Origin of the sequence: Paraburkholderia diazotrophica (genome assembly GCF_900108945.1) — a bacterium.
GTDB lineage: Bacteria > Pseudomonadota > Gammaproteobacteria > Burkholderiales > Burkholderiaceae > Paraburkholderia > Paraburkholderia diazotrophica.
The window spans coordinates 16885-38502 of the sequence record NZ_FNYE01000049.1 but is presented as its reverse complement, the minus strand read 5'-3'; the positions used below and the strand labels follow the sequence as shown (position 1 = coordinate 38502).

The window sequence follows — 21618 nt, the reverse complement described above, 5'->3', positions numbered from 1 at the left end:
ATCAAAACGTGTACCCGAGCAGCAGCGTTTCGTGCATGGGCGAATTGGCGCAGTTGGGCAAAGCGATCGAAAGGTCGCGCCAGAAATGCGCGAGCTGGTGCGACGCGCAACCCCGACGACTCCCGACGATCGCGCCATTCAAGGCGCCAATGAAAACGGCCGAGATCACGTCGGGTCGCACGCGTTTCTCTTCGAGCGCCCGTACCGCACGCACGCGCCGCCGCGACACTGGCCGGGCCACCGCCGACCAGAACAAAGTCACATGCTTTCGCGCCCGATATCGACGGTGCCAATGACTTGCAGGCGATGCGCGGACCTTTATTTCAGGTTCCCAGTCAACGCGGTTCCCATCGCTCATCGGCTTGTCCTGGGGCGCTCTGAGTGAAGGTCGGTGATCGGCGTCATTCCGATGCGGATCTTGATAAGCCATTTAAATGACGGCTTCAATCTAGCGGCGCTCCGTAGTCCGCCGATGATCTAGGTCAATGGCCTCGCACTCGCATGGGATGCAATTGAGGCTGTGAGGCAACGCATCTCTATGAAGCGGAGAAACCTGTGAAACTGACTTTTCTCGGTGCAAGCGATACCGTTACCGGTTCGAAGTACCTGCTCGAAGAACCGGGCTTACGAATACTCGTCGATTGCGGGCTGTTTCAAGGGGTCAAGAACCTGCGCTTGCGCAACTGGGCCCCCCTGCCCGTCCCGGCCGACTCGATCGACGCCGTGATACTCACTCATGCGCATATCGATCACAGCGGCTATCTGCCCTTGCTCGTTCGCAATGGCTTTCACGGTGCCGTCTATTGCACGCCCGGCACGGCCGCGCTCTGCGAAATCATGCTGCGCGACAGCGCGAGGCTCCAGGAAGAAGAAGCCGACTACGCAAACCGGCATGGGTTTTCAAAGCACCACCCCGCGCTGCCGCTCTATACGGTCGATGACGCCGAGCGCGCGCTGCGTCTGTTCGTGCCGTGCCCATTCGACAACCCGATCGACCTGATGCACGGAATCTGCTTTCGCTTTCTGCCCGCTGGCCACATTCTCGGGGCGGCGAGCGTCGTGATGTGCCGCAACCACAAGGTGCTTGCGTTCTCCGGTGATGTTGGCCGCCCGGAGGATCCCGTCATGCGCGCGCCCGCGCCTCTCGCGCATGCGGATTACCTCGTCGTCGAATCGACCTATGGCGAGCGCTTGCACCCTGACACGAATCCGGAGGACGAACTCGCGCGGATATTCAACAAAACGTTCGCAAAAGGCGGCATGGTTCTGATCCCATGTTTCGCGGTCGGGCGCGCTCAGGAGATCCTCTATTACATTTCGAAGCTCAAAGAGAACGGACGTATGGCGAACGTCCCCGTGTACCTGGACAGTCCGATGGCGACGAGCGTCACCGAAGTCTATCGAAAACATCTCGACGAACATCGGCTGACCATGTCCGAGGCGAGTTCAATCGACAGGGCGGCGATCCAGACCAGGACCGTCGATCAGTCCAAGGCGATTGCATCACACCACGGCCCAATGGTGATCATCGCGGGCAGTGGAATGGCGACGGGCGGCCGCGTGCTGCATCACCTGAGCCTGTATGCGTCGGACTCTCGCAACACGATCGTGCTCGTCGGTTTCCAGGCGGCAGGCACGCGCGGCTCGGCGCTCGCCGCCCACGAGCCGTCGATCAAGGTGCACGGCGAATATGTACGCGTACGCGCCAACGTGGAGTCGATTGCGTCGCTTTCGGCGCATGCCGATTACCGCGAACTGCTGCAATGGCTGTCGAGCCTGACGGACGCGCCGTCTCGCGTCTTCGTCACGCACGGCGAGCCCGTGGCGGCAGACGCGATGCGCCGGCGCATCTCCGAGACATTCGGGTGGCCGTGCGAAGTGCCCGTCTATCAGCAGACGGTTGAACTCGAAGGGCTATAGAAGACGCAGCACTTTGCGACGTCTATCGGAGACGTGGTCATGCCCCTTTCCTCCTTGCAAACCAACGGCGGGATCGCACAACGTGCGGCCGACCACCGGCTGCTTGCGATCGTCAGCGAACTCGCGAAGGAACTGCAGGGTACGGCGTTCGAGCCAGACAAGGTCACGCTCGCGACTCGCTTCGAAAGCGAGCTCGGCTTCGACAGCCTCGCGCGTGCCGAACTTCTGTCGCGCATCGAGCAGGTATTCGGCATGCAACTGCCCGTCGATGTTTTTGCTCGGGCAGACTGCATAAGCGATGTATTGCGGGCGCTCGACGCGATTGGCCAGGCTGAGACGGCATTGAAAGAGTCGTCGTCCACAGTCGAGCCTGTCCGGCAAACCGATGAACGTGCAGCCAACGCGCTAACGGCTGCCTCGACGCTATGCGACGCCCTGCAATGGCACACGGCGCACGATGGTGGGCGCGCGCATCTCATACTGATCGACGACTCCTTCAACGAAACGCGCATCACATACAGCGATTTGCGTCGCGAAGCTTTGGAAATAGCGGGAGGCTTGAGGGCAACAGGCATCGAACGCGGTGACACGGTAGCGCTTATGTTGCCGACGTCCCGTGAATACTTCGTCTGTTTTCTCGGGATTCTGCTGTGCAACGCAATTCCGGTTCCGCTCTACCCGCCCGCGCGATTGCAGGCGCTGGAGGAACACGTCGCACGCAATGCGGCCATTCTCAACAACGCGCAAGCGAAGGCGCTGATTTCCTTCGATAAGGTTGCCACCATTGCACAACTGCTTGCGTTGCGCGTGCCGCAACTTCGCCATGTTCTCGTGCCGCAGCAGATTCGCCGCGTGCCGCTCGATCACGTCGAACCAGCCCATCCGACGGATGTGGCTTTGCTTCAGTACACGTCGGGCAGCACAGGGGACCCGAAAGGCGTCACGTTGACTCACGCCAACCTGCTCGCCAACATTCGCGCAATGGGTGATCGCATCGGCGTGACGCCGCACGATGTGATGATCAGCTGGTTGCCGCTCTATCACGATATGGGATTGATCGGCACGTGGCTTGCACCGCTCTACTATGCGTTGCCTGTCGTGATGGCATCGCCACTCATGTTTCTTGCGCGTCCGGCAAGCTGGCTGCACCTGGTCGATCGCTATCGCGGCACACTCACGGCCGCGCCTAACTTCGCGTATGATCGCTGCGCACGGCAACTCCGCGATGACGAATTGATGGGTGTGAACCTTTCCTCGTTGCGCTATATGTTTTGCGGGGCCGAGCCTGTCAATCAGAACACGATGCGTGCGTTTGCCGCACGCTTCGAGCGTTACGGACTGCATCCTGGTGCAATTGCACCTGTCTATGGCCTGGCCGAGAATACGCTGGCCGTGACATTTCCACCGTCGGGCCGCGGCCTGCATACTGACCGCGTCGTGCGCGCTGCGTATGACAGACAGCAAGTGGCAACAGAGGCTCTAAACGGCGACGACACGACGGAAATCGTCGGCTGCGGCTTTGCTCTCGACGGCACGGAACTGCGAATCGTCGACAGCGAAGGGCACGAGCTCGCTGAGCGCCATATCGGACGCATCGAATTTCGCGGAACATCGGCCACGGAGGGCTACTGGCAAAACCCCGCGCAGACAGCGCGGCTAATCGATGGCGGCTGGTTGGATACGGGCGATCTTGGATACATCGCGAATGGCGAGCTTTTCGTCACGGGCCGGGTAAAAGACATGATCATTCGGGGCGGCCAGCATTTCTTCCCGTATGAACTGGAAGAAGCGATAGGCCGACTTTCCGGGGTCATTCACGGCGGCGTCGCCGTATGCGGTGGTTCCGGTTCATCTGGCGCTACTGAGCGCCTGGTTATTCTTGCCGAGACCCGCTTGAAGGACACGGCCGAACGCGAGAACCTAAAGGCCAAAATCAACGCCGCAACTATCGCGCTGTACGGGGCGCCCGCGGAACAGGTCGCGCTTGTACCGCCCGACAGCATTCTGCGCACACCCGGGGGAAAGATCCGTCATGCAGCGACGCTGCAGGCATTGACGTCGAACGGTGGCGTCCTCGTCGGGCGCCCGGTATGGCGACAGCTGTTCGCATTGACGAAAGGAAGTTTCGAGCCTTTGGCACGGCGCACAATGAAGTTCGCCTTGCGCGCCGCGCATGGCGTCTGGTGCTACGGTGTCGTTGCCATATCAGGCGCATGGCTGCTCGCAGTGACCGCTTCGAGTCGCGATCAGTCACGCAACTGGCGCCAAGCTGCGCGTGCCTGTCGTGTGTTTCTTAGGCTTGCAGGCATCGAAGTTACGCTCGAAGGTGAAGTACAGGCGCTGGATACAACAGGTGCCATCTTCGTATCCAACCACACCAGTTATCTCGACGTGGTCGTGCTCGCGTCGGTATTGCCCTCTCCGGTGCACTTCGTCGCGAAGCAGGAGCTAGCGAACCAGTGGCTGATCGGGCGCCTGCTGCACGCGCTCGGCACGCGTTTCGTCGAGCGGGCGAATTTTTCTTCGAGTGTCTCCGATGAGGAGGAACTCGTGCGGTTGGCTACTAACGGCGAGCGTCTGCTGTACTTTCCCGAAGGCAGTTTTACGCGGGCGCCCGGGTTGCGCGCGTTTCATCTCGGCGCGTTTCGCGCGGCATGCCTTGCACGTCGCGTGGTCGTGCCGATTGCGCTAAACGGCACCCGTGCCGCGTTGCCCGATGGTGACTTGTTGCCGCATCGCGCTCACGTCACCGTAACGGCTTGCACGCCGATCGAACCCGATGTGGCCGATCTCACCGCAATGGCAAGCCTGCGCGACAACGCTCGCGTGAGCATCCGGGCGCATTGCGGTGAAAGCGACGCAGCGCGTCTGGGTTTCATCGGCACGACACCGGCCGCGCCCGCGCAAACTACAGCGACACACACCTAGCTACACAATCTTCTATGGTTCACACTGAGATGGTCCGCGCCATCTTGAGTTCGATCCATGTCATACCTTCGCGTAGACCTGCGAGCACGGCTTCCCGTTCCGTGCTGAAGATGCCTCCGTGACGAAAGGTATGTTTGAAGTCACCGTGCGGCGACGAATGCCTGACGTTGATCGTCGGCCGAAACCCGCCTTCGCCCACTGCCTCCGTCTGCACGTTCACCGACCATGTTTGCTGGTGTACGTTTCCCGATAGGGTCATCGCGCACTCCTTCTTTTTGCAGCCGCGCCTCGCGTGAAAGTCGCGGCTGCGAAAGCCCGCATCTCACTCCACAACGAGATCGTCCACTACGGCGAGCACGCCGGGCGCGCTCCAGGCGGCTCCTCGCGCGACGGCACGTTCCGCGTAAGAACCCACTTTGCCCGTCAACGTCACCATTCCATCCTTGACGTGGATGCCGATGTGTTTGACTTCGCGTTCGGCATGCCGCTGCATGGCCTGCGCGATCTTTTCGCCGATGTCCTCGGACGCGATCTTGCCGCGCACTTCGATGCGATTCAGCACACCGCGCACGCCGCGCATATGGCTGACAGCGCGCGCGGCGACATGGCTCTGGTACGCCCAATCCACCGTGCCCCTCAGCGTGATCCACCCTTTCTCCACCTGAACCTTCACCGAATCTTCAGGCAGGCCGACCGTCCAATGCAGAATCGCGTGGACGGCGTTGGCGATTTCTTCATCGGTGCGCTCGTCTTTTTGCGGCAAGTGAACCTGCATTTCCACCACGACTGCCTTCACACCCGCCACCCGATGCGCGGCCTTTTCCGCTGCGAGCTTTTCCGCAAAGCTCGGCGGATGCCCCGAAAGCGTGACGACGTGATCCGTTACCTCCACGCCGATGTCCGTCGACGTGACGGCCGGGTCCCAATCGAGTTCCGCTTCGACTTCGTTCTTCAACTGCCGGTCTGTTTTCATCACGCATCTCCTCCAAGTGAATCGTGGCCCAGCCACCGTGAGGAGAGCTTCGGTCCGCGACCAGGTGACTCGACTGACGCAGATCAACTGCGTGCGTTTTCGCAACGTCGATCGTGGCCTTGCCCGTCTGCTGCAGTTCGCGAACTCGCCGGACCATGCCCATCGGCGGACGGGTGCCGCCGAATCATCCGGGTGTCGCTCTCGCAAGCCACATCACAATGCGGTTGACTGAAGTCGATCGCGAGACACCAGATGGCCACTATGTTCGGAACGATGCGCCGACGTACCCGCGAAAGCACCGCCCCATCATCGGAGGAGGAGCCGATCATGACCGACACGCAACTGCTAACCTACGAACCCGCGCCCGGCCGTTCACCGGCTCGTGCCCGGGGAGAGGCCCCTGACTTCATCGAATTGCCCAAGCCCGACATGTCCTCGGGCGCACCGCTGATGAAGGCGCTCGCGCTGCGCGAGAGCCGGCGCGAGTTTTCTTCGTCGACGACGCTCCCCTTGATCTGGTGTATGTGGTCAACACGTCCCGTCTGCTCGAAATGCCTGTCCAGCAACGTGATGTCTTTTCTGCCATTTCCGCAGGGGCGATGGCGCAGAATGTGGCACTGTATTGCGCGTCGGAAGGGCTCGGCTGCGTCGTACGAGGCTGGATCAATCACCACCTGTTGAGCGACGCGCTCAAGCTGAATGAAGATGAATTGCCCATTGTTGCGCAGACAGTCGGGGCGCTGGGCACGACACTAACTTCTCTCGCGGATTGAAATCCCGCGACCCACAAACAAGCCACGGAACGAAACGGGCCGGCGATGTATGCCCGGCCCGCAAACGCATCCTCGCGCATGTCCGGTGGCCATGTTCTGCGGCCGTACTCCATGTCATCGTCTTGTGGGCGCATTCGAGGCATAGATCAGGCAGCCAGAATCGGCCCGCCCATCCGTATCAACTGATCATCAGACGTTTGTTATCGGCAGGCGCCTTCCTGGGCAGGCTCAATGACAGCACGCCATCCTTGTACTCGGCTTTCGCATTAGCCTCGTCGATCTCGCCCGCCAGTGAGAAGGAGCGGCTGAACGTACCTGAATACCGCTCGCGACGAATCACACGTTCGCCCTCTTTCTCTTCCTTGTTCCGCTCGACCTTGGCATGGATCGAGACGATGCTACCGTTGATCTGAACGTCGATATCCTTTTTGTCCACACCCGGAAGCTCGGCTTTCACCGAGTAGGCTCCATCGCTTTCCGTCACGTCGATCTTCATCGACGCAAGCTCGGCGTCCTGCGTCGCAACCATTGACCGCATGGGTCGGAAGAACCCCTGGAACAGGTCCGAAACAGGGTCAAGCGAAAACGGGTCAAACCGCGTCAGATTGCTCATCGCACATCTCCTTCAACTATGAGGGCGAAGACATGGCCCTCGATTGCCCGGCCACAAAACCGGTTGGAACCGTTTCTCCGGCGCGTCTTGGCCACAGAAACACAATTGCATGCGAGATCGCGCTACGCGCCGATAGAGAGTTGATCGACTACGTTGCGCACGCCGGGCGCGGACCAGGCTGCGGCGCATATGATCGATCTCTCAGGGAAAGAACCCGCTTTTCCCCGCAGCGTCACGGTACCGTCGCTCACCGCGACGTCGATGTGCCGCGCCTCATCCTCGGCATGGCGTTTCAGCGCGGCGCTGATCTCGCCGGCGATATCGCGCGCCGAGGCATTGCCACGCACGTTGATCTGGTTGACGACGCTCACGACACCGCGAAGGGGCACGACGGCATTCTCTGCCGCCTTCATCTGATAGCCCCAGTCGACCTCGCCGGAGAGCGTGACGCAGCCACTTTCCACCGTGACCTGGACCGCCCTTTCCGACAGTCCCGCAGTCCATTCGAGAACCGAGCGGACCGAGGCGGCGATTTCCTCGTCGGTGCGCTTGTCGTGGCTCGGCACGCGCACGTCGAGTTCCACCACGACGCCTTTCACACCCTCCACCCGCTGCGCCGCGCGGCGAGCCGCGAGCTTTTCCGCGAAGCTGCTCAAATGGCCCGCAAGCGTGACGATGCGGTCATGAACTTCCACACCGACGCCCGCTGCATTGATCGATAGGTCCCATTCCAGTTCCTGCTCCACTTCCTTCTTCAGTTGCACGTCGCTCTTCATTGCAAATCTCCTGTGTCCGAGCCGCCCTTCACGAGCCGCCGCATCGTCAGGCTGCATGTTCAGCGTAGGCCCGGGGAAGGTCGCCTCATTGATCCACGTCAAGCGCGGCCTTCCCTCACAAGCGCGCGTGGCTTCAATCAATTGCGTCAGGATAAAGCGGCTGTGCATGCCGTTCCGAAGACACGCGTTTCATGAGGAGCGTCCGCAACTGTGCCAGCGACCTCGTATTGAGCACATCGCGCTTTGTGAGCCAAGCGCGTCGCGCCTGTGCGATACCCCATCGAAGATTCGAGAGCCCGTCGCAACTGTGAGCGTCGGAGGCCACCGATACGAGCACACCCGCGTCTTTCGCCGAACGACACGCCGTTTCGTCGAGGTCGAGCTGTTGTGGTTGAGCATTGAGTTCCCGGCGGCATCCCCGCTCTGCCGCGTGAGCAATGATCCGGTAGAGATCGAGTTCCATCGGATCACGTTCGAGCAGGAGGGAGGCGTCCCGTCGGATGCGCAAGGGTCGAGCTATGCGGCGGTCCAGCGGCCGTAACATCCGCTCGGTCTGTTTCGCACGGGTCAGCCCGAAATGACTATGCGCAGCAGCCACCACGATGTCGAGGCGACTTAGCACTTCATCGGGCAGATCGAGCCTGCCATCTTCGATGGATGTCGACCTCGACGCCCTTGAGCAGCACGATACCGTCGAGTTCCTCATTCAGACGGTCGATCTCGTCGATCTGTCGTGTGAGCCTGTCCGCGTTCAGACCGTGCGCGATCCGCAGCCGATGCGAATGGTCGGTGATGGCAAGATATTCAAGGCCGCGCGCGCGAGCGGCCGGCGCCATGTCGCGCAGGCTGTCGCGCCCGTCGGATGCATCCGTATGCGCGTGAAGGTCGCCACGCAGGTCAGAAAGCTCGACGAGATCGGGCAGCTCACCCGCCCGGGCGGCCTCGACTTCACCGTGATCTCGCAATCCGCCGCGCAATGCCGCGCTCGCGCGTCGGCCCGCTTGTCAGCATCCTTTCGATGTCTTCGTATCGCTCGAAACGCTGCATCACGGCATCTGCGTCGGATGACATGACGAGGATATCGAGGTCGCCCACCGCGTCACGCATGCGTCGGTAGCTGCCCGCGCCGACAGCCCCCAGGGTTCCCGGCGCCGCCTTGAGCCAGGCAAGCAGCGGTTGTAGACGTTGTTCCGCTTCCGTCAGCAGGAACCGCCGCGATTTGCTGCGTCGCGCGTCGATCGCCGCGAGTATCTGGGTCTCCGTTTTCTCTCCGAAACCCGGCACCGTGCGCACCCGACCTGCTTTGGCCGCTTCGCGAAGCTCGTCGAGCGAATCGACATGCAATGCCTCATGCAGCATGCGCACGCGCCGCGGCCCAATGCCAGGAATGGCCAGCATGTCGAGCAGCGCGACGGGGACCTTGTGCCGCGATTCTTCGAGCAATCCGCACCTCCCGTGTCTGCGATCTCATGAGCTTTGCGCTCAAGTCCGCGCCGATGCCGCCAATCGCGTGCAGGTCCTCCTTGTTCGCGATCATGGCGGTGAGGTCGTGCCCGAGTGCGGAGAGGTTACGTGCCGGCTGCCGGTATGCGTGCACCCGGAATGGATTGGCATTCAGTATCTCGAGCAGGTCGGCCATTTCATTGAAAGTGCAACAAAATCCGCGTTGTCAAGGGGCATGGTTTCTCTCCCGTCGGCCAGAGCCGTCGTGTCGATCTGAGTGACACTTTGAGCTCCCGCCCCTGACGTACTCCGATCCTATGTAAGTTGCTTGCTTTCAACCCGAACAGGATTCCTTGTCGCGCCCTGCTACTTTGGAACGGTCGTCCGCGACACGCCCCCGCGCCTGCACTTCCGTGTTCACTGCAGCGACGACCACCCGTTCGGAGGACGCATCATGTACAGGTATCGACGAGCCGTCGATCGCCCTTTGCAGCTGGTCGTGGCCGAGCACTTCGCGCTCGAGCAGCAGCTTTGCGATCCGCTCCAGCGCCGCGCGCTGGCTGGAAAGCGTTGCCCTGACACGCGCGTGCGCGTCGTCAAGCATCCGGCGAATTTCCTCATCGACGAGCCGAGCGGTGTCGTCGCTGCAAGAAGCGCCGCGCCAGCGTTCGAATCCCGGCAAGACCATCTTATCGGCGGATTCACCGACCGTCGCAAGCCCCGTGCGCTCGCTCATCCCGTACCGCGTCACCATGTGGCGGGCCATCGCGGTCGCGCGTTCGAGGTCGTTCTCCGCGCCCGTCGATACGTCGCCGAACATGAGCTCTTCCGCGACCCGCCCGCCGAGCAGCACGTCGAGCCTGTCTAGCAGCTCGCTTTGTCGCAGCACGTAGCGGTCCTCGGTAGGCACCTGCTGCGTGTAGCCGAGGGCCGCCACGCCGCGCGGGATGATCGACACCTTCTTGACCGGGTCGCAGTGCTTGCGGCTGTTCGCGACGAGCGCATGGCCCGCCTCGTGATACGCGATCGTGATCTTTTCCTGCGCGTTCATCACGCGGCTCTTGCGCTCCATGCCCGCCATCGCGCGGTCGATCGCCTCGTCGAAGTCCGACATGTCGACGGCCTGCTTGTCCGCTTCGGCGGCGTGCAACGCGGCCTCGTTGACGACGTTGGCGAGGTCTGCGCCGACGAATCCCGGTGTGCGCGACGCCAGTTCGTTCAGATCGACGCCGGCTGCCAGCTTCACCGTTCGTGTATGTACGGCAAGAATCTGACGCCTGCCGTTCAGGTCGGGCCGGTCAATCGCGATATGCCTGTCGAAGCGGCCGGGACGCAACAGCGCAGGATCGAGGGTCTCCGGCCGGTTCGTCGCCGCCATGATGATGACGCCGGAGTTCGATCTGAAACCATCCATCTCGATCAACAGCTGATTGAGCGTCTGCTCGCGCTCGTCGTTGCCCGACGTCAGACCCGCCCCGCGCACCTTGCCGAGCGCATCGAGTTCGTCGATGAAGACGATGCACGGCGCTTCCGCCTGCGCCTGTTCGAACAGATCGCGCACGCGGGCCGCGCCCACGCCGACGAACATCTCGACGAACGCTGCGCCGCTGACGGAATAGAACGGCACACCCGCCTCGCCGGCAACGGCTTTCGCGAGCAGCGTCTTTCCCGTGCCGGGCGCGCCGACGATCAGCACACCCTTTGGTATCTTGCCGCCGAGCCTGCGATAGCGTTCGGCGTCGCGCAGAAAGGCGACGATCTGCCGGAGTTCGGCTTTGGCCTCGTCGATGCCGGCGATGTCGTCGAAGGTGATGCCCGTTTCGTCCTGCACGAGGATGTGCGAATTGCCACGGCCGATCTTCGTGTATTCCTGCACGCCGCCCGAGCGCCGCCACATCAGGTTCCACACGAAGAACAGCGCCACCAGCGGAACGGCCCACGAAAGGAGCACGCCCGGCCAGGCGCTGTCGGCGCCGCCCGTGTAGCGTATGCCCGCCGCGGAAAGTCTCTGCGCGAGCCCGTCATCGGCGACGCGAACCGTCGTGAACCGCCAGGGCTCGCCGCTTTTCTTCAAGGCAGCCGCATCGGATGCGGGCAGCCAGGCGGCGGCGCCCGGCATCTTGAGCGTGCCGCTGATCCGCGTCGGCGTCACCTCGAGCTCGTCCACCTGTCTCGCGGCCACGAGCTGCTGGAAATCGCTGTAGGCGACTTCCGTGGTCATGCGTTGCATCGTCAGGAACTGCACCGCAATGAGCAGCGCGACGAACACCGTGAGCGCGACACTCGCCAGATCGGACCAGCGATCAGGTTTGCGGACATCGCGCGAAGGACGCTGGACGGGCATCGTGAACTCTTGGAAACAAGGACAAGGGCACGCCGGCAGATTGCGCGACTGAAGGCGCCGACATTGCGATAGCAGCACCAGGCTTACGCCTCCGGCCAACGCCATATGCAGCGGTCGATAATGAACCGGCACGCTGTTTACCGCCGGTTCGCCGAATGGCGGATGCGCCTCGCCATGAACGCGAGGCGCCGCTGCCAACTGCGAACCGCGAACTGCAGCGATCACAACACCGCCGCGCCACAAAATTCGCTCAGGCAACGCCCAGCCGGTCAACGACCTGGCGCACGCCCTGCACCTGCGACGCCGCGAAGCATGCCGCGCGCTTCTCGTCGAGCGAACCGACGGTACCTGCAAGCGTCACGACGCCGTCGTGCGTATCGACGGATATGCTTTCTATTTCCCGCTGCAGACGCTCGCTCAGCGTCTGTGCGATCTGGGCGGCGACATCGGCTGCGGGCGGCTCGCACACGGCGAGCCGGTTGCTCACGCCGACGACGCCTTCCATCCGGCCGACCAGCATGTCGACTGCGTGCCGCTGCTTTTCCGTGTCGACCCAGCCCGTGAGCGTCACGCAGCCGCGCTCGGTTTCGACGCGCACGCGGTCCACGGGAAGATGCATCACCTGCGACAGCGCCGCGACGATGCGCGCAGCGAGCATCTCATCGGATTTGACATAGCCGCTCGCGGGCTCAAGCGCCAGTTCCATCACGAGCGCGCGGCAGTCCACGATACCGCGCAGCACCTGTTCGACGGACTGTTTTTGCAACGCATTGGGCACCGTGCCCGTCAACGTGACGACGCCGCTGTGCACGTGCACGCGGATTTGTCTCGCATCGATCCTCGCGTCCGAACGCAATGATTGTTCGACCTTCTGCAGCAGTGCTTCATCCCATTTCATTGCAGTCTCCATTCCAGCAAACGCATGACAGTCTCAGCATTGCCGATGGCGCAGCACATGGCTTGATGTCGATCAATCGGGTGTGATCTACCTGAACGTTTCGCACGTCCTTTGCGGGGCGCTATCCCCGTTGATACAGGTCAAGCCGACGGCCGCACGCGATGTCCTAATAGCTGAGAAACCACACGGATGCACGAAATCAGTGCGATCCATCAACGCATGCGGAGGTCTGTCGTGTCGCACAAAACGCTCGCATTTCATCAGGATGCACGGCAACTGCTGCTCAATGGCGTCAACACGCTTGCCGAAGCGGTGAAGGTCACGCTTGGACCCGGCGGGCGCAACGTGATCGTCGAACGCGTCCCGGGCGCGCCTCTCGTGGCGAACTCCGGCGTGGTCGTCGCAGGTTCGGTCGACCTGTCCGATCCCTATGAGGAAATGGGCGCACAGTTGCTGCGCGAGGTCGCCACACGTACCAGCGAAGTTGCCGGAGACGGCACCACAACGGCCACGACGCTCGCGCAGGCGATCGTCGTCGAAGGCAACAAGTGCGTCACGGCCGGGCATGACCCGATGGCGCTCAAGCGCGCGATCGAAGATGCAGGCAAACAGGTGGTCGCGGAACTGCACAGGCTGGCGCGCCCGTGTTCCTCCGCAGACGAAATGAGGCAGATCGCGACGATTTCGGCGAGCGGCGATGCGAGCATCGGCGCGCTGGTGGCGAGCGCTGTCGAGCGTGTCGGCAAGGAAGGCGCCATCAGCATCGAGGACGGCTCGAAACTCGACGACGAACTGGAGACGGTCGACGGCTCGCTGATCGACCGGGGTTTCGTTTCACCGCTCTTCCTCGGTGAAGAGCACCGCGATGTCGTCCTCGACGAGCCGAGGGTGCTGTTGTGCGACATGAACATCTCGTCGATCGCGCAACTGCTCCCCGTACTCGAAGCCGTCATGGCGACGGGCAAGCCGCTTTTCGTCATCGCGAACGAGGTCGAAGGCGAAGCGCTGGCGACGCTCGTCATCAATCATCTGCGCGGCACGTTCAAGTCCTGCGCGATCCGCTCGCCGGGCTTTGGCGAAAGCCGCACGGAACAACTCGCCGATCTTGCCGCGCTCACGGGCGCAACGGTGATCTCGGCGCAGACGGGCCGCACGCTTGAAAATGCCGCGCTCGACGACCTGGGTGCCGCCCGGCGTATCGAAATCGCGCGCGACACGACGACGATCGTCGCGGGTAACGGCGATCATGCCCACATTGCCGAGCGCATCGCAGGGCTGAAAAAGCGCATTGATGCGACGGCCGATACGCACGAGCGCGAGACGCTCAACCGGCGTCTGGCCAAACTCGCGGGAGGCGTTGCCGTAATCCGCGTCGGCGCGGCAACCGAAACCGCACTGCGCGAGCGCAAGAACCGCTTCGAAGACGCGCTGCATTCGACGCGCGCCGCCGTCGAAGAAGGCTTCGTGCCCGGCGGCGGCGTTGCGCTGCTGCGAGCGCGCCGCGTACTGGAGCAATACGGCGAAACACAGGCCCAGAAGATCGGTGCAAAGATCGTGCACGATGCGCTGGCCGCGCCGTTGCGCCAGATCGCACAAAACGCCGGCGCCGATGCGCAGGCCGTCGTCCATGCTGTCGCCGAAGCCGGCGAGGCGTTCGGCTACGATGCCGCGCATGGCGAGTATGGCGACATGATCGAGCGCGGAATCGTGGACCCCGTCAAGGTGGCGCGCACAGCGCTGCAAAACGCGATCTCCGTTGCATCGCTGCTGCTCACGACTGACTGCATGATCACGCACCCGGCAAAAGCGCTCGCCGACGGCGCGGCGAGCAGCAACTGGAGCCGGAACTTCGCATGAGCGCCGCCTTTCACCGACGCTTGCGCTCCACTTCAGGCGCCGCGTATCGCGACGCTGCGCGGTTGTTGCTGGTCGTCTGCGTGTTGATGGCGGCCACGCTGCTTGCGGTGCCTGCGGGCTTCGCGGCCCAAGGCGTGCACCCGGCCGTCGCTACTGTCGCGATCCTCGTCTACCATCGCTTTTCCGATACGGCCGACGATTCGATGACCGTTCGCGTCACCACGTTTGAAGCGCACATGCGCTTTCTGAGGGAGCACGGCTATCAGATCGTGCCGCTGCGCCAGATCGTCGCCTGGTTGCGCGAGCCAGGTGCGACACTGCCCGCAAAAGCGGTTGCAATAACCGTCGACGACGGTCATGAGTCGGTCTATGAGCGGTTGTTGCCGGTCGCGCAGCGCGAGCAGTTGCCTGTCACGCTCTTCATCTATCCGTCCGCGATCTCGAACGCGTCGTATGCGCTGACCTGGGAGCAGTTGCGGATCATGCAATCGACAAGCCTGTTCGATGTGCAGTCGCATACCTGGTGGCACCCGAATTTCAATGTCGAACGGCGTCGCCAGTCGCCCGCCGAATTCGAGCGTTTTGCTACGACACAGCTGCAACATTCGCGCGAACTGATCGAGTCCCGTCTCGGCGGGCATGTCGACATGCTCGCCTGGCCGTTTGGCGTGTACGACGACGAGGCGATGCACATTGCTGGCAAGCTCGGCTATGTGGCGGCTTTCACGCTGAGCTCGCATCGGCTCGATCGGTCATCGCCGCTGCTGGCGCTGCCCCGCTTTTTGATGGTCGACGACGTGACACCGCGCATCCTCGGCCGTCTGCTCGGCGAACCCGATACGCCTTCCGTCCGCCCGACGGAGGCGCGCCGATGAAAAGGCCCGCCGTCGTCCTGTCGTTCATCGCTGCCCTTCTCGCGGTCGACATCTCGCCCTCGCGCGCCGCTTTCGAAGTGCAAGGCGTGATTGTCGACGAATCGACGCACCAGCCCATCCCGTACGCGACGGTTACGCTCGACGGCAAACCGCAATACGCCGACGCCAATGGAACCTTCTCGAGCGGCAGCGCGGTACGCATCGTCGCGGCGCGTGCACCTGGCTACCGGTCTACGTCCGTGACCCCGACGCCGGACGAGCCGCTCGTCGTTGCGCTCGCGCCTTTCCGGGCCCGAGCCGTCTATCTGTCCGTCTATGGCGTCGCAAGTGCTACGTTGCGCGATGCAGCCGTCTCCCTGAAGGATACGAACGGCATCAACGCGCTCGTGATCGACGCGAAAGGTGACCGTGGCCTGACTTCGTACGTGAGCGAAGCGCGCGAGTCGATCGGCGCGGCTGAAAAAGCGCCCTCGCCCGCACCCGTCGTCCGAAACATGGCCGCGCTGTTGCAGAGTCTGCATCAGGAAGGTCTGTACCTGATCGCACGAATCGTCGTGTTCAAGGATGATCCGCTGGCAAGCGCCCATCCGGAATGGACCGTACGGGATGCCGAAGGCCATGCATGGCGGGATCGCGAGAAGCTGCAGTGGGTCGACCCGTTCAGGCACGAAGTGTGGGACCACAATCTGGATGTTGCCGAAGAGGCGGCGCGGCTCGGTTTCGACGAAATCCAGTTCGACTATGTACGGTTTCCCGATGCACCTGGGCTCTCTTTCAGCAAGTCCAATACGCGAGCGAACCGGACGGCCGCCATTGCGGGCTTTCTCACCGCGGCCCGTGCGCGCCTTGCGCGCTACAACGTCTTCGTGGCCGCCGATATTTTCGGCTACGTGTGCTGGAACCTCGACGACACCGCGATTGGCCAGCAGCTCGAAACACTGGGCGCGCCGCTCGACTATATTTCGCCGATGCTGTATCCGTCCGGATTTACGTGGGGCCTGCCCGGGTGCACAAAGCCGACGGCCGACCCAGGGCAGATCGTGCGACGCTCGCTGGCGGAAGCGCAAAGGCGCACGAAGCTGCCGGGTGTGCGCTTTCGTCCCTGGCTCCAGGCCTTTCGCGACTATGCATTCGATCACCGCGAATTCGACGCCGATGAAATTCGCGCGCAGATCGATGCCGCCGATGCCGAGCACACCGACGGGTGGATGCTATGGAATCCCCGCAATCGCTACGATCCCGCGCAATTGCCACACTGAGGCGGTTGAGCGCGCTCGCGTTCATCGCATGTTCGAGCGGTACAGCCCATGCGCAGGTCCTGACGACAGTCTTGGACGGACACGCGCGCACAGTCCTCTCGCAGATCGTCTCTGAAGAGATCGCCGATGGCCATATTCCGGGCGCGGTTGTCATCGCGGGCACGGCGGATGGCCGTACGTGGCAACTGGTCCAGGGCAATCGCATGCTGCGTCCGCACGTCGAGCCGATGACAGCCGATACCGTCTTCGATCTCGCTTCGTTGACGAAGGCCGTCGCCACGACGACTGCGATCATGCAACTCGTCGAGCGCGGCACGCTCGATCTTGCTGCGCCCGCTGCGCGTTATTGGCCCGCGTTCGGCGCAAGCGGAAAGGCGCAGATCACGATACAGCAACTGCTATCCCATACGTCGGGCCTGCCCGCCGAGCCTCCTGACCTCCCAGGACGGAAGCGTGGCATGACGCGAGCAGTGCTCTTGCGCAGCATTGCCAATATCAGGCCAATCGCGATGCCGGGCGAACGGATCGTTTATAGCGATGTCAATTTCGTCGTGCTCGGGGAATTGGTCACGCGGGTAAGCGGCCTTCCCCTCGATGCGTATTGCCGCAAGTTCATATTTCGCCCTTTGAGCATGCGGGACACGAGCTTTACGCCCGATGCAGCACACGCCGCTCGCAGCGCGCCGACGACTGCGGATTCCCGCGGTATGCGCCAAGGTCGTGTTCACGACCCGGTTGCCGGTGCTATGCAAGGCATGGCGGGCAACGCGGGGCTCTTTTCCACGGCGGGCGATCTTGCTCGCTTCGCGCGCATGCTCCTGAGGGGCGGCCTCACCGACACTGCAAATGCGACGCCGACATCGCCCCGGCAAGCCCGCGTTCTTCACCCGGAAAGCATCGCGCGGATGGCGGTGCCGGCATCCGCCATTGCGCATTCGCCGTGGCGCGGCCTGGGCTGGGAGCTGTATCCGCCGTTCGCGGCCAACCGGGATCGCTTGCCCTCTATCGGGGTGATCGGCCATACGGGCTACACAGGGACGGGCATCTGGATCGACTTCGTGACGCGACGCTTTCTGATCGTGCTGAGCAACCGTGTGCATATGGACAATGGCGGCGACGCGGCGCCGTTGCGAGCACAGGTGACTTCGCTATTGGCAAGCGACGCGGCCCCTGTCTCCTCGACCCAGATCGTCCACGCGCTGCCCGGCGCTCGCGACGCGCTTGATCAGGCTGCCCGTCTGCCCGCCGCGAACGGCCCCGTCCGCACAGGTATCGACGTGCTCGCCGCACAAGGCTTCGCGATGCTCGCGGGTATGCGCATCGGCCTCGTCACGAATCGCGGCGGTTTCGACGGGCGCGGCCGGCGCACAATCGACGTTCTGTTGCACGCGACCCATGTCACGCTGGCGAGGCTCTTCTCTCCCGAGCACGGCCTCGACATCGACTCGGACGAACGCGTGGGCGACAGTGTAGATCCATCGAGCGGTCTTGTTGTGCACAGCCTGTACGGGCACACGAAGCGCTTTCCGCCAGGCACGCTCGACGGGCTCGACGCGCTCGTTTTCGATCTGCAGGACGCAGGCGTGCGCTTTTTCACCTACGAGACGACGCTTGGCTACGCGCTCGAAGCAGCCGCAGCGGCGCATATTCCGCTGATCGTACTCGACCGGCCCAATCCGCTAGGCGCGGACCGGTTTGGAGGCCCTTCGCTGGATACGGGGCACGAAAGCTTCACCGGTTATTTCCCGATGCCGTTGCAACACGGCCTGACCATCGGCGAACTTGCAACCCTGTTCAACGAGGAGCGCCATATCGGCGCGGACCTGCGCGTCGTTTCGATGGAAGGCTACCTGCGCTCGATGCGCTTTACCGACACCGGTCTCGGATGGATGCCGATATCGCCCAACCTTCGCAGTCTGTCCGCGCTCGACCTGTACCCTGACGTCGCGCTGCTGGAAGGCGCCAACGTCAGCGTCGGCCGGGGCACGCCTCACCCGTTCGAATGGATCGGCGCACCGTGGATCGATGGCGAAAGACTGGCTGCGGCGCTCAACGGCCGGCGCGACGACGCACACTTCGAGCACATCGATTTCGTGCCCACAGAGTCGGCGTATCGCGGCCAGCTTTGTCACGGCATCCGCATCACGCGAATCGCGCCTCAAAGCGTGCCGGGCAGTCTCGGTATGACGATCGTCGCGACGTTGCACGCGATGTATCCCCAGGCTTTCGATCTGGCCGCGACGCGCGATGCGATCGGCTCGGCCACGATCTCGCAGGCAATCGAGGACGGCGCCAGTCCCGACGCGTTACAGACGCACATGACCCGCGAAACAGACGCGTTCCAGACAATGCGGCAACACTACCTGCGCTATTGATGAACACTCGGAGCAGATCATGTGGTACGCGCTCATCGATGCACAACGACGCCTGATTCGCGCAATGGCCGGAAGCCTGCCCGATGAAGGCGTCTGCCCGGCCGCTGCGCCAGCACCTTGGGTCGTCCCTCGTGAAGTGGCGAGTGCGTTCCGCAATTGGCTGCTCCGATCGATGTGCGCGTTCGAGCAGGCGCCGCTATTCGCCATCGATGGCGTCACGAGCAACGGTTGCCGGATTCCCGTCGACGAATCCGTCGTCGACACGCTGCCAGTCGGCTCGCTGCGCAGGTTCGCACGCAACCGGATCGCGCCGGAGCCGGCCGGAAAATGGCCCGTCATGCTGTGCGCGCCGCTCGCCGGCCATCACGCCGTGATGTTGCGGGAGACGGTCGAAACGTTGCTCGAACATCGCGACGCCTATATCACCGACTGGGCGGACGCCCGCGACGTGCCGCCCGAAGCCGGCCCTCTGCCGCTCGACGATTACGTGCTCGCGCTCGAACGCTTCATGCGCAGCGCTCGCGCGCACGAAACGCCCGTCCACATGATGGCCGTCTGCCAGGCGAATGTGCCGGCGCTCGCGGCGGCCGCGTTGCTCGCAAGCTCGCAGGACGCTCCATTCGCCAGCTTCGCGCTGCTGGGAGGGCCGATCGATACGCATCTGCATCCGACGCTCATTGACCGCTTCGCCCGTTCGCACACGCTCGACTGGTTTCGCATCAATGCGATCGACGCCATGCCCGCGCCGTATCGCGGCGCAGGACGGCGCGTCTATCCCGGCTTCCTCCAGCAGGCGGCCATCATGGCCGCGCACCCGGAAAGGAATCTGCGCCTCCGAGTCGGACTACTGGTCTTGCTGGTTCGCGGGCGGGTGCCCGGTGCCATGAAAGCGCTGCGCTCTCTGGACAAATATGCCACCGTACTGGACATGGCGGAATGCTATTTCGTCGACATCATTCGCGTCGTTTTCCATGAAGATCTCCTGCCGCGTCAGATATGGTCAGTGGCAGGACGGCGCATAACGACGGAAGCGCTTTGGCACACGCCCTTATGCACGATAGAAGGTGATCGCGACGATATCACCGGCGCGGAACAAACCCATTGCGCGCACGCCCTCTGCAATGCCTCGTCAGTGGCGTTAGACCGACAGTTGACTATCTCCCGGTGCAATCACTATGACCTCTTCACCGGCGCACGCCGGCGCGATATCGTGAATCCCAGCCTGCGCAATTTCTGGAGCCAAGTAGATAACGCCGCGCCGGATGTTCCGCGCGAGTTGCAAGAAATAAATCTCGTGAACAGCATGAGACTGGCATGACGGCCGACCCGAATCCATCGAAGCTCGCAATCGCGGCCGCGCGATGCATACGGTGCCGGCACCTCCACGACAACGCAGCAACTTCGACGCGTCCGCTTACTGGCGACCCGTTATCGAACCGATGCAGCGCGCCACCAAGCCAGCAGCGTTCGTGCCGCCTCAGTTGCAGAAACGAAAGTAAGCCGAACAGGCTCGCGTCGTGCAGACCGATGACCGTAGCGGCCGGGTATGTGCCGTCGCGTAACCGCACCAACGCGACGCCTGAATAGAGCGGCACCGCATACTTGACTCCGTCGATGCTGCGCACGGCGTCAAGCACACAGTCCGGCATTCCAATGCTGCTTGCGATCGTCTGAACCGCGGGGTCCATCACCCACATCTTCGCGCCGACGTTGATCACCGTCGACGACGACTTGTTCAGGATACGCGCGAAGATCGACGTCATTTCGATCATCAGAAACACCGCTAACGTAATGCCAACAATGAGCGCAGTGAACTTCGCGCTGTCGTTGACCAGCAACTTGAACGCGAGGCGCAATATGCCCTTCATAGGCGAGATCCTTCGAGGCGCGCACCGTTATCGACGCCCGTTCGCCGTGAGGTTGAGTAGCGCGACAACGCCAGCAATCGATGCCGTCGCGATGACGACACCGCATCTGAATGCAAGCGAGTCGTCGAAGATCAGTCGTGAATCTCCACACGAGTGCGCGCAGCGAAATGAACACGCCGATCAATGCAAGCATGATTCGGTATCGCTGATGCACCACCGCCTCCTACTCGTCACGCTTCGCTTGCAGTTGCGTGTTCGGGTTCGGTGCCGCGAACCAGCAACACAGGACGCTGCGAAAAGCGCACGAATCTCTCGGCGACACTGCCGAGCACGATGCGGCTCACGCCTCGTCGGCCATGGGTACCCATCACGACAAGCTCGGCGCGCGTGCGTTCCGCGCAGCGTTGAAGCGTCTGCGCGATGTCGTCGGTCATGCGCTCCGTTTCGATCATCTCGATCTTGCAGGCGACGCCTGCCTTGCCGCACACCGAGTGCGCATTCTCCAGCGCAATGCGGCCATCTCTTCGTAACGCGTCGAGGAGCGCCACAGGATCGTAGTACCCCCCATAGTTGAAGAGCGGAGTCTTGTCGACAACGTACACGGCATGAATCGTTCCGTGCGTGAGACCGGCCATCGTCACTGCCTCGTTCAACGCCCGAGCCGACGTTTTGCTGCCATCCACCGCAACCAGAATCCGCGTGTACATGGTGCACTC

Annotated in this window: 15 protein-coding genes and 3 pseudogenes; 8 read left to right on the top strand and 10 right to left on the bottom strand. The window is 62.7% G+C overall.

The features are described 5' to 3' along the window. Position 1 precedes the first annotated feature (1 nt). Entirely contained in the window at positions 2 to 358 is a 357-nt protein-coding gene (locus BMW76_RS40720; RefSeq protein ID WP_143062405.1) for a patatin-like phospholipase domain-containing protein, read from the bottom strand. A 197-nt stretch (positions 359 to 555) separates the two neighbouring features. Between BMW76_RS40720 and BMW76_RS35440 the strand changes: the two genes are divergently transcribed. Together BMW76_RS35440 and BMW76_RS35435 are read left to right on the top strand one after the other, a co-directional pair. Continuing rightward, complete coding sequence (locus BMW76_RS35440) at positions 556 to 1920, top strand: MBL fold metallo-hydrolase RNA specificity domain-containing protein (protein ID WP_090873478.1); 1365 nt, start codon at positions 556 to 558, stop codon at positions 1918 to 1920. A gap of 39 nt (positions 1921 to 1959) precedes the next feature. Then, positions 1960 to 4848, top strand: coding sequence for an AMP-binding protein (locus BMW76_RS35435; RefSeq protein WP_090873477.1), 2889 nt, complete (start codon positions 1960 to 1962; stop codon positions 4846 to 4848). A gap of 19 nt (positions 4849 to 4867) precedes the next feature. Here BMW76_RS35435 and BMW76_RS35430 read toward each other — a convergent pair whose 3' ends face one another. Together BMW76_RS35430 and BMW76_RS35425 are read right to left on the bottom strand one after the other, a co-directional pair. Continuing rightward, positions 4868 to 5107: a hypothetical protein gene (locus tag BMW76_RS35430; protein WP_090873476.1), complete on the bottom strand. Its 240-nt coding sequence runs from the start codon at positions 5105 to 5107 to the stop codon at positions 4868 to 4870. A 63-nt stretch (positions 5108 to 5170) separates the two neighbouring features. Further along, on the bottom strand, positions 5171 to 5821 hold the full coding sequence (locus BMW76_RS35425; RefSeq protein ID WP_090873475.1) for a BON domain-containing protein: 651 nt from the start codon (positions 5819 to 5821) through the stop codon (positions 5171 to 5173). 327 nt (positions 5822 to 6148) lie between these two features. On the opposite strand from BMW76_RS35425, the pseudogene BMW76_RS35420 reads away from it, so the two are divergent. Beyond that, positions 6149 to 6594, top strand: a pseudogene (locus BMW76_RS35420) (nitroreductase family protein). Positions 6595 to 6772: 178 nt separating this feature from the next. Here the strand turns inward: BMW76_RS35420 and BMW76_RS35415 are convergent. From BMW76_RS35415 to BMW76_RS35395, 5 genes and pseudogenes are all read right to left on the bottom strand, one after another. Next, positions 6773 to 7207, bottom strand: a complete 435-nt coding sequence (locus BMW76_RS35415; protein WP_090873474.1) for an Hsp20/alpha crystallin family protein — start codon at positions 7205 to 7207, stop codon at positions 6773 to 6775. 122 nt (positions 7208 to 7329) lie between these two features. Then, positions 7330 to 7983, bottom strand: coding sequence for a BON domain-containing protein (locus BMW76_RS35410; RefSeq protein WP_090873473.1), 654 nt, complete (start codon positions 7981 to 7983; stop codon positions 7330 to 7332). A 133-nt stretch (positions 7984 to 8116) separates the two neighbouring features. After that, positions 8117 to 9663, bottom strand: a pseudogene (locus BMW76_RS35405) (helix-hairpin-helix domain-containing protein). 97 nt (positions 9664 to 9760) lie between these two features. Further along, positions 9761 to 11770 (bottom strand): ATP-dependent zinc metalloprotease FtsH, encoded by a 2010-nt coding sequence (gene ftsH / locus BMW76_RS35400; RefSeq protein ID WP_090873497.1) that lies wholly within the window; start codon positions 11768 to 11770, stop codon positions 9761 to 9763. Positions 11771 to 12020: 250 nt separating this feature from the next. After that, the gene (locus BMW76_RS35395; RefSeq protein ID WP_177200584.1) at positions 12021 to 12668 is read right to left on the bottom strand and encodes a BON domain-containing protein; all 648 of its coding nucleotides are present in this window, start codon (positions 12666 to 12668) and stop codon (positions 12021 to 12023) included. A gap of 234 nt (positions 12669 to 12902) precedes the next feature. On the opposite strand from BMW76_RS35395, the gene groL reads away from it, so the two are divergent. From groL to BMW76_RS35370, 5 genes are all read left to right on the top strand, one after another. After that, positions 12903 to 14525: a chaperonin GroEL gene (gene groL, locus BMW76_RS35390; RefSeq protein WP_090873496.1), complete on the top strand. Its 1623-nt coding sequence runs from the start codon at positions 12903 to 12905 to the stop codon at positions 14523 to 14525. Continuing rightward, positions 14522 to 15400, top strand: a complete 879-nt coding sequence (locus BMW76_RS35385; protein WP_090873471.1) for a polysaccharide deacetylase family protein — start codon at positions 14522 to 14524, stop codon at positions 15398 to 15400. The genes groL and BMW76_RS35385 overlap by 4 nt, the downstream gene beginning before the upstream one ends. Then, entirely contained in the window at positions 15397 to 16659 is a 1263-nt protein-coding gene (locus tag BMW76_RS35380; protein ID WP_090873470.1) for a putative glycoside hydrolase, read from the top strand. The genes BMW76_RS35385 and BMW76_RS35380 overlap by 4 nt, the downstream gene beginning before the upstream one ends. Continuing rightward, positions 16614 to 19034 (top strand): exo-beta-N-acetylmuramidase NamZ domain-containing protein, encoded by a 2421-nt coding sequence (locus tag BMW76_RS35375; RefSeq protein WP_090873469.1) that lies wholly within the window; start codon positions 16614 to 16616, stop codon positions 19032 to 19034. The genes BMW76_RS35380 and BMW76_RS35375 overlap by 46 nt, the downstream gene beginning before the upstream one ends. A 337-nt stretch (positions 19035 to 19371) precedes the next feature. Beyond that, positions 19372 to 20352 carry a polyhydroxyalkanoate depolymerase gene (locus tag BMW76_RS35370; protein ID WP_322789340.1) on the top strand — a complete coding sequence of 327 codons (981 nt, stop codon included), beginning with the start codon at positions 19372 to 19374 and terminating at the stop codon, positions 20350 to 20352. A 181-nt stretch (positions 20353 to 20533) separates the two neighbouring features. Here the strand turns inward: BMW76_RS35370 and BMW76_RS35365 are convergent. Together BMW76_RS35365 and BMW76_RS35360 are read right to left on the bottom strand one after the other, a co-directional pair. Beyond that, positions 20534 to 20902 (bottom strand): annotated as a pseudogene (locus BMW76_RS35365) (ABC transporter permease); the annotation flags it as partial. A gap of 230 nt (positions 20903 to 21132) precedes the next feature. Continuing rightward, positions 21133 to 21609: a universal stress protein gene (locus tag BMW76_RS35360; protein ID WP_090873467.1), complete on the bottom strand. Its 477-nt coding sequence runs from the start codon at positions 21607 to 21609 to the stop codon at positions 21133 to 21135. Positions 21610 to 21618 lie beyond the last annotated feature (9 nt).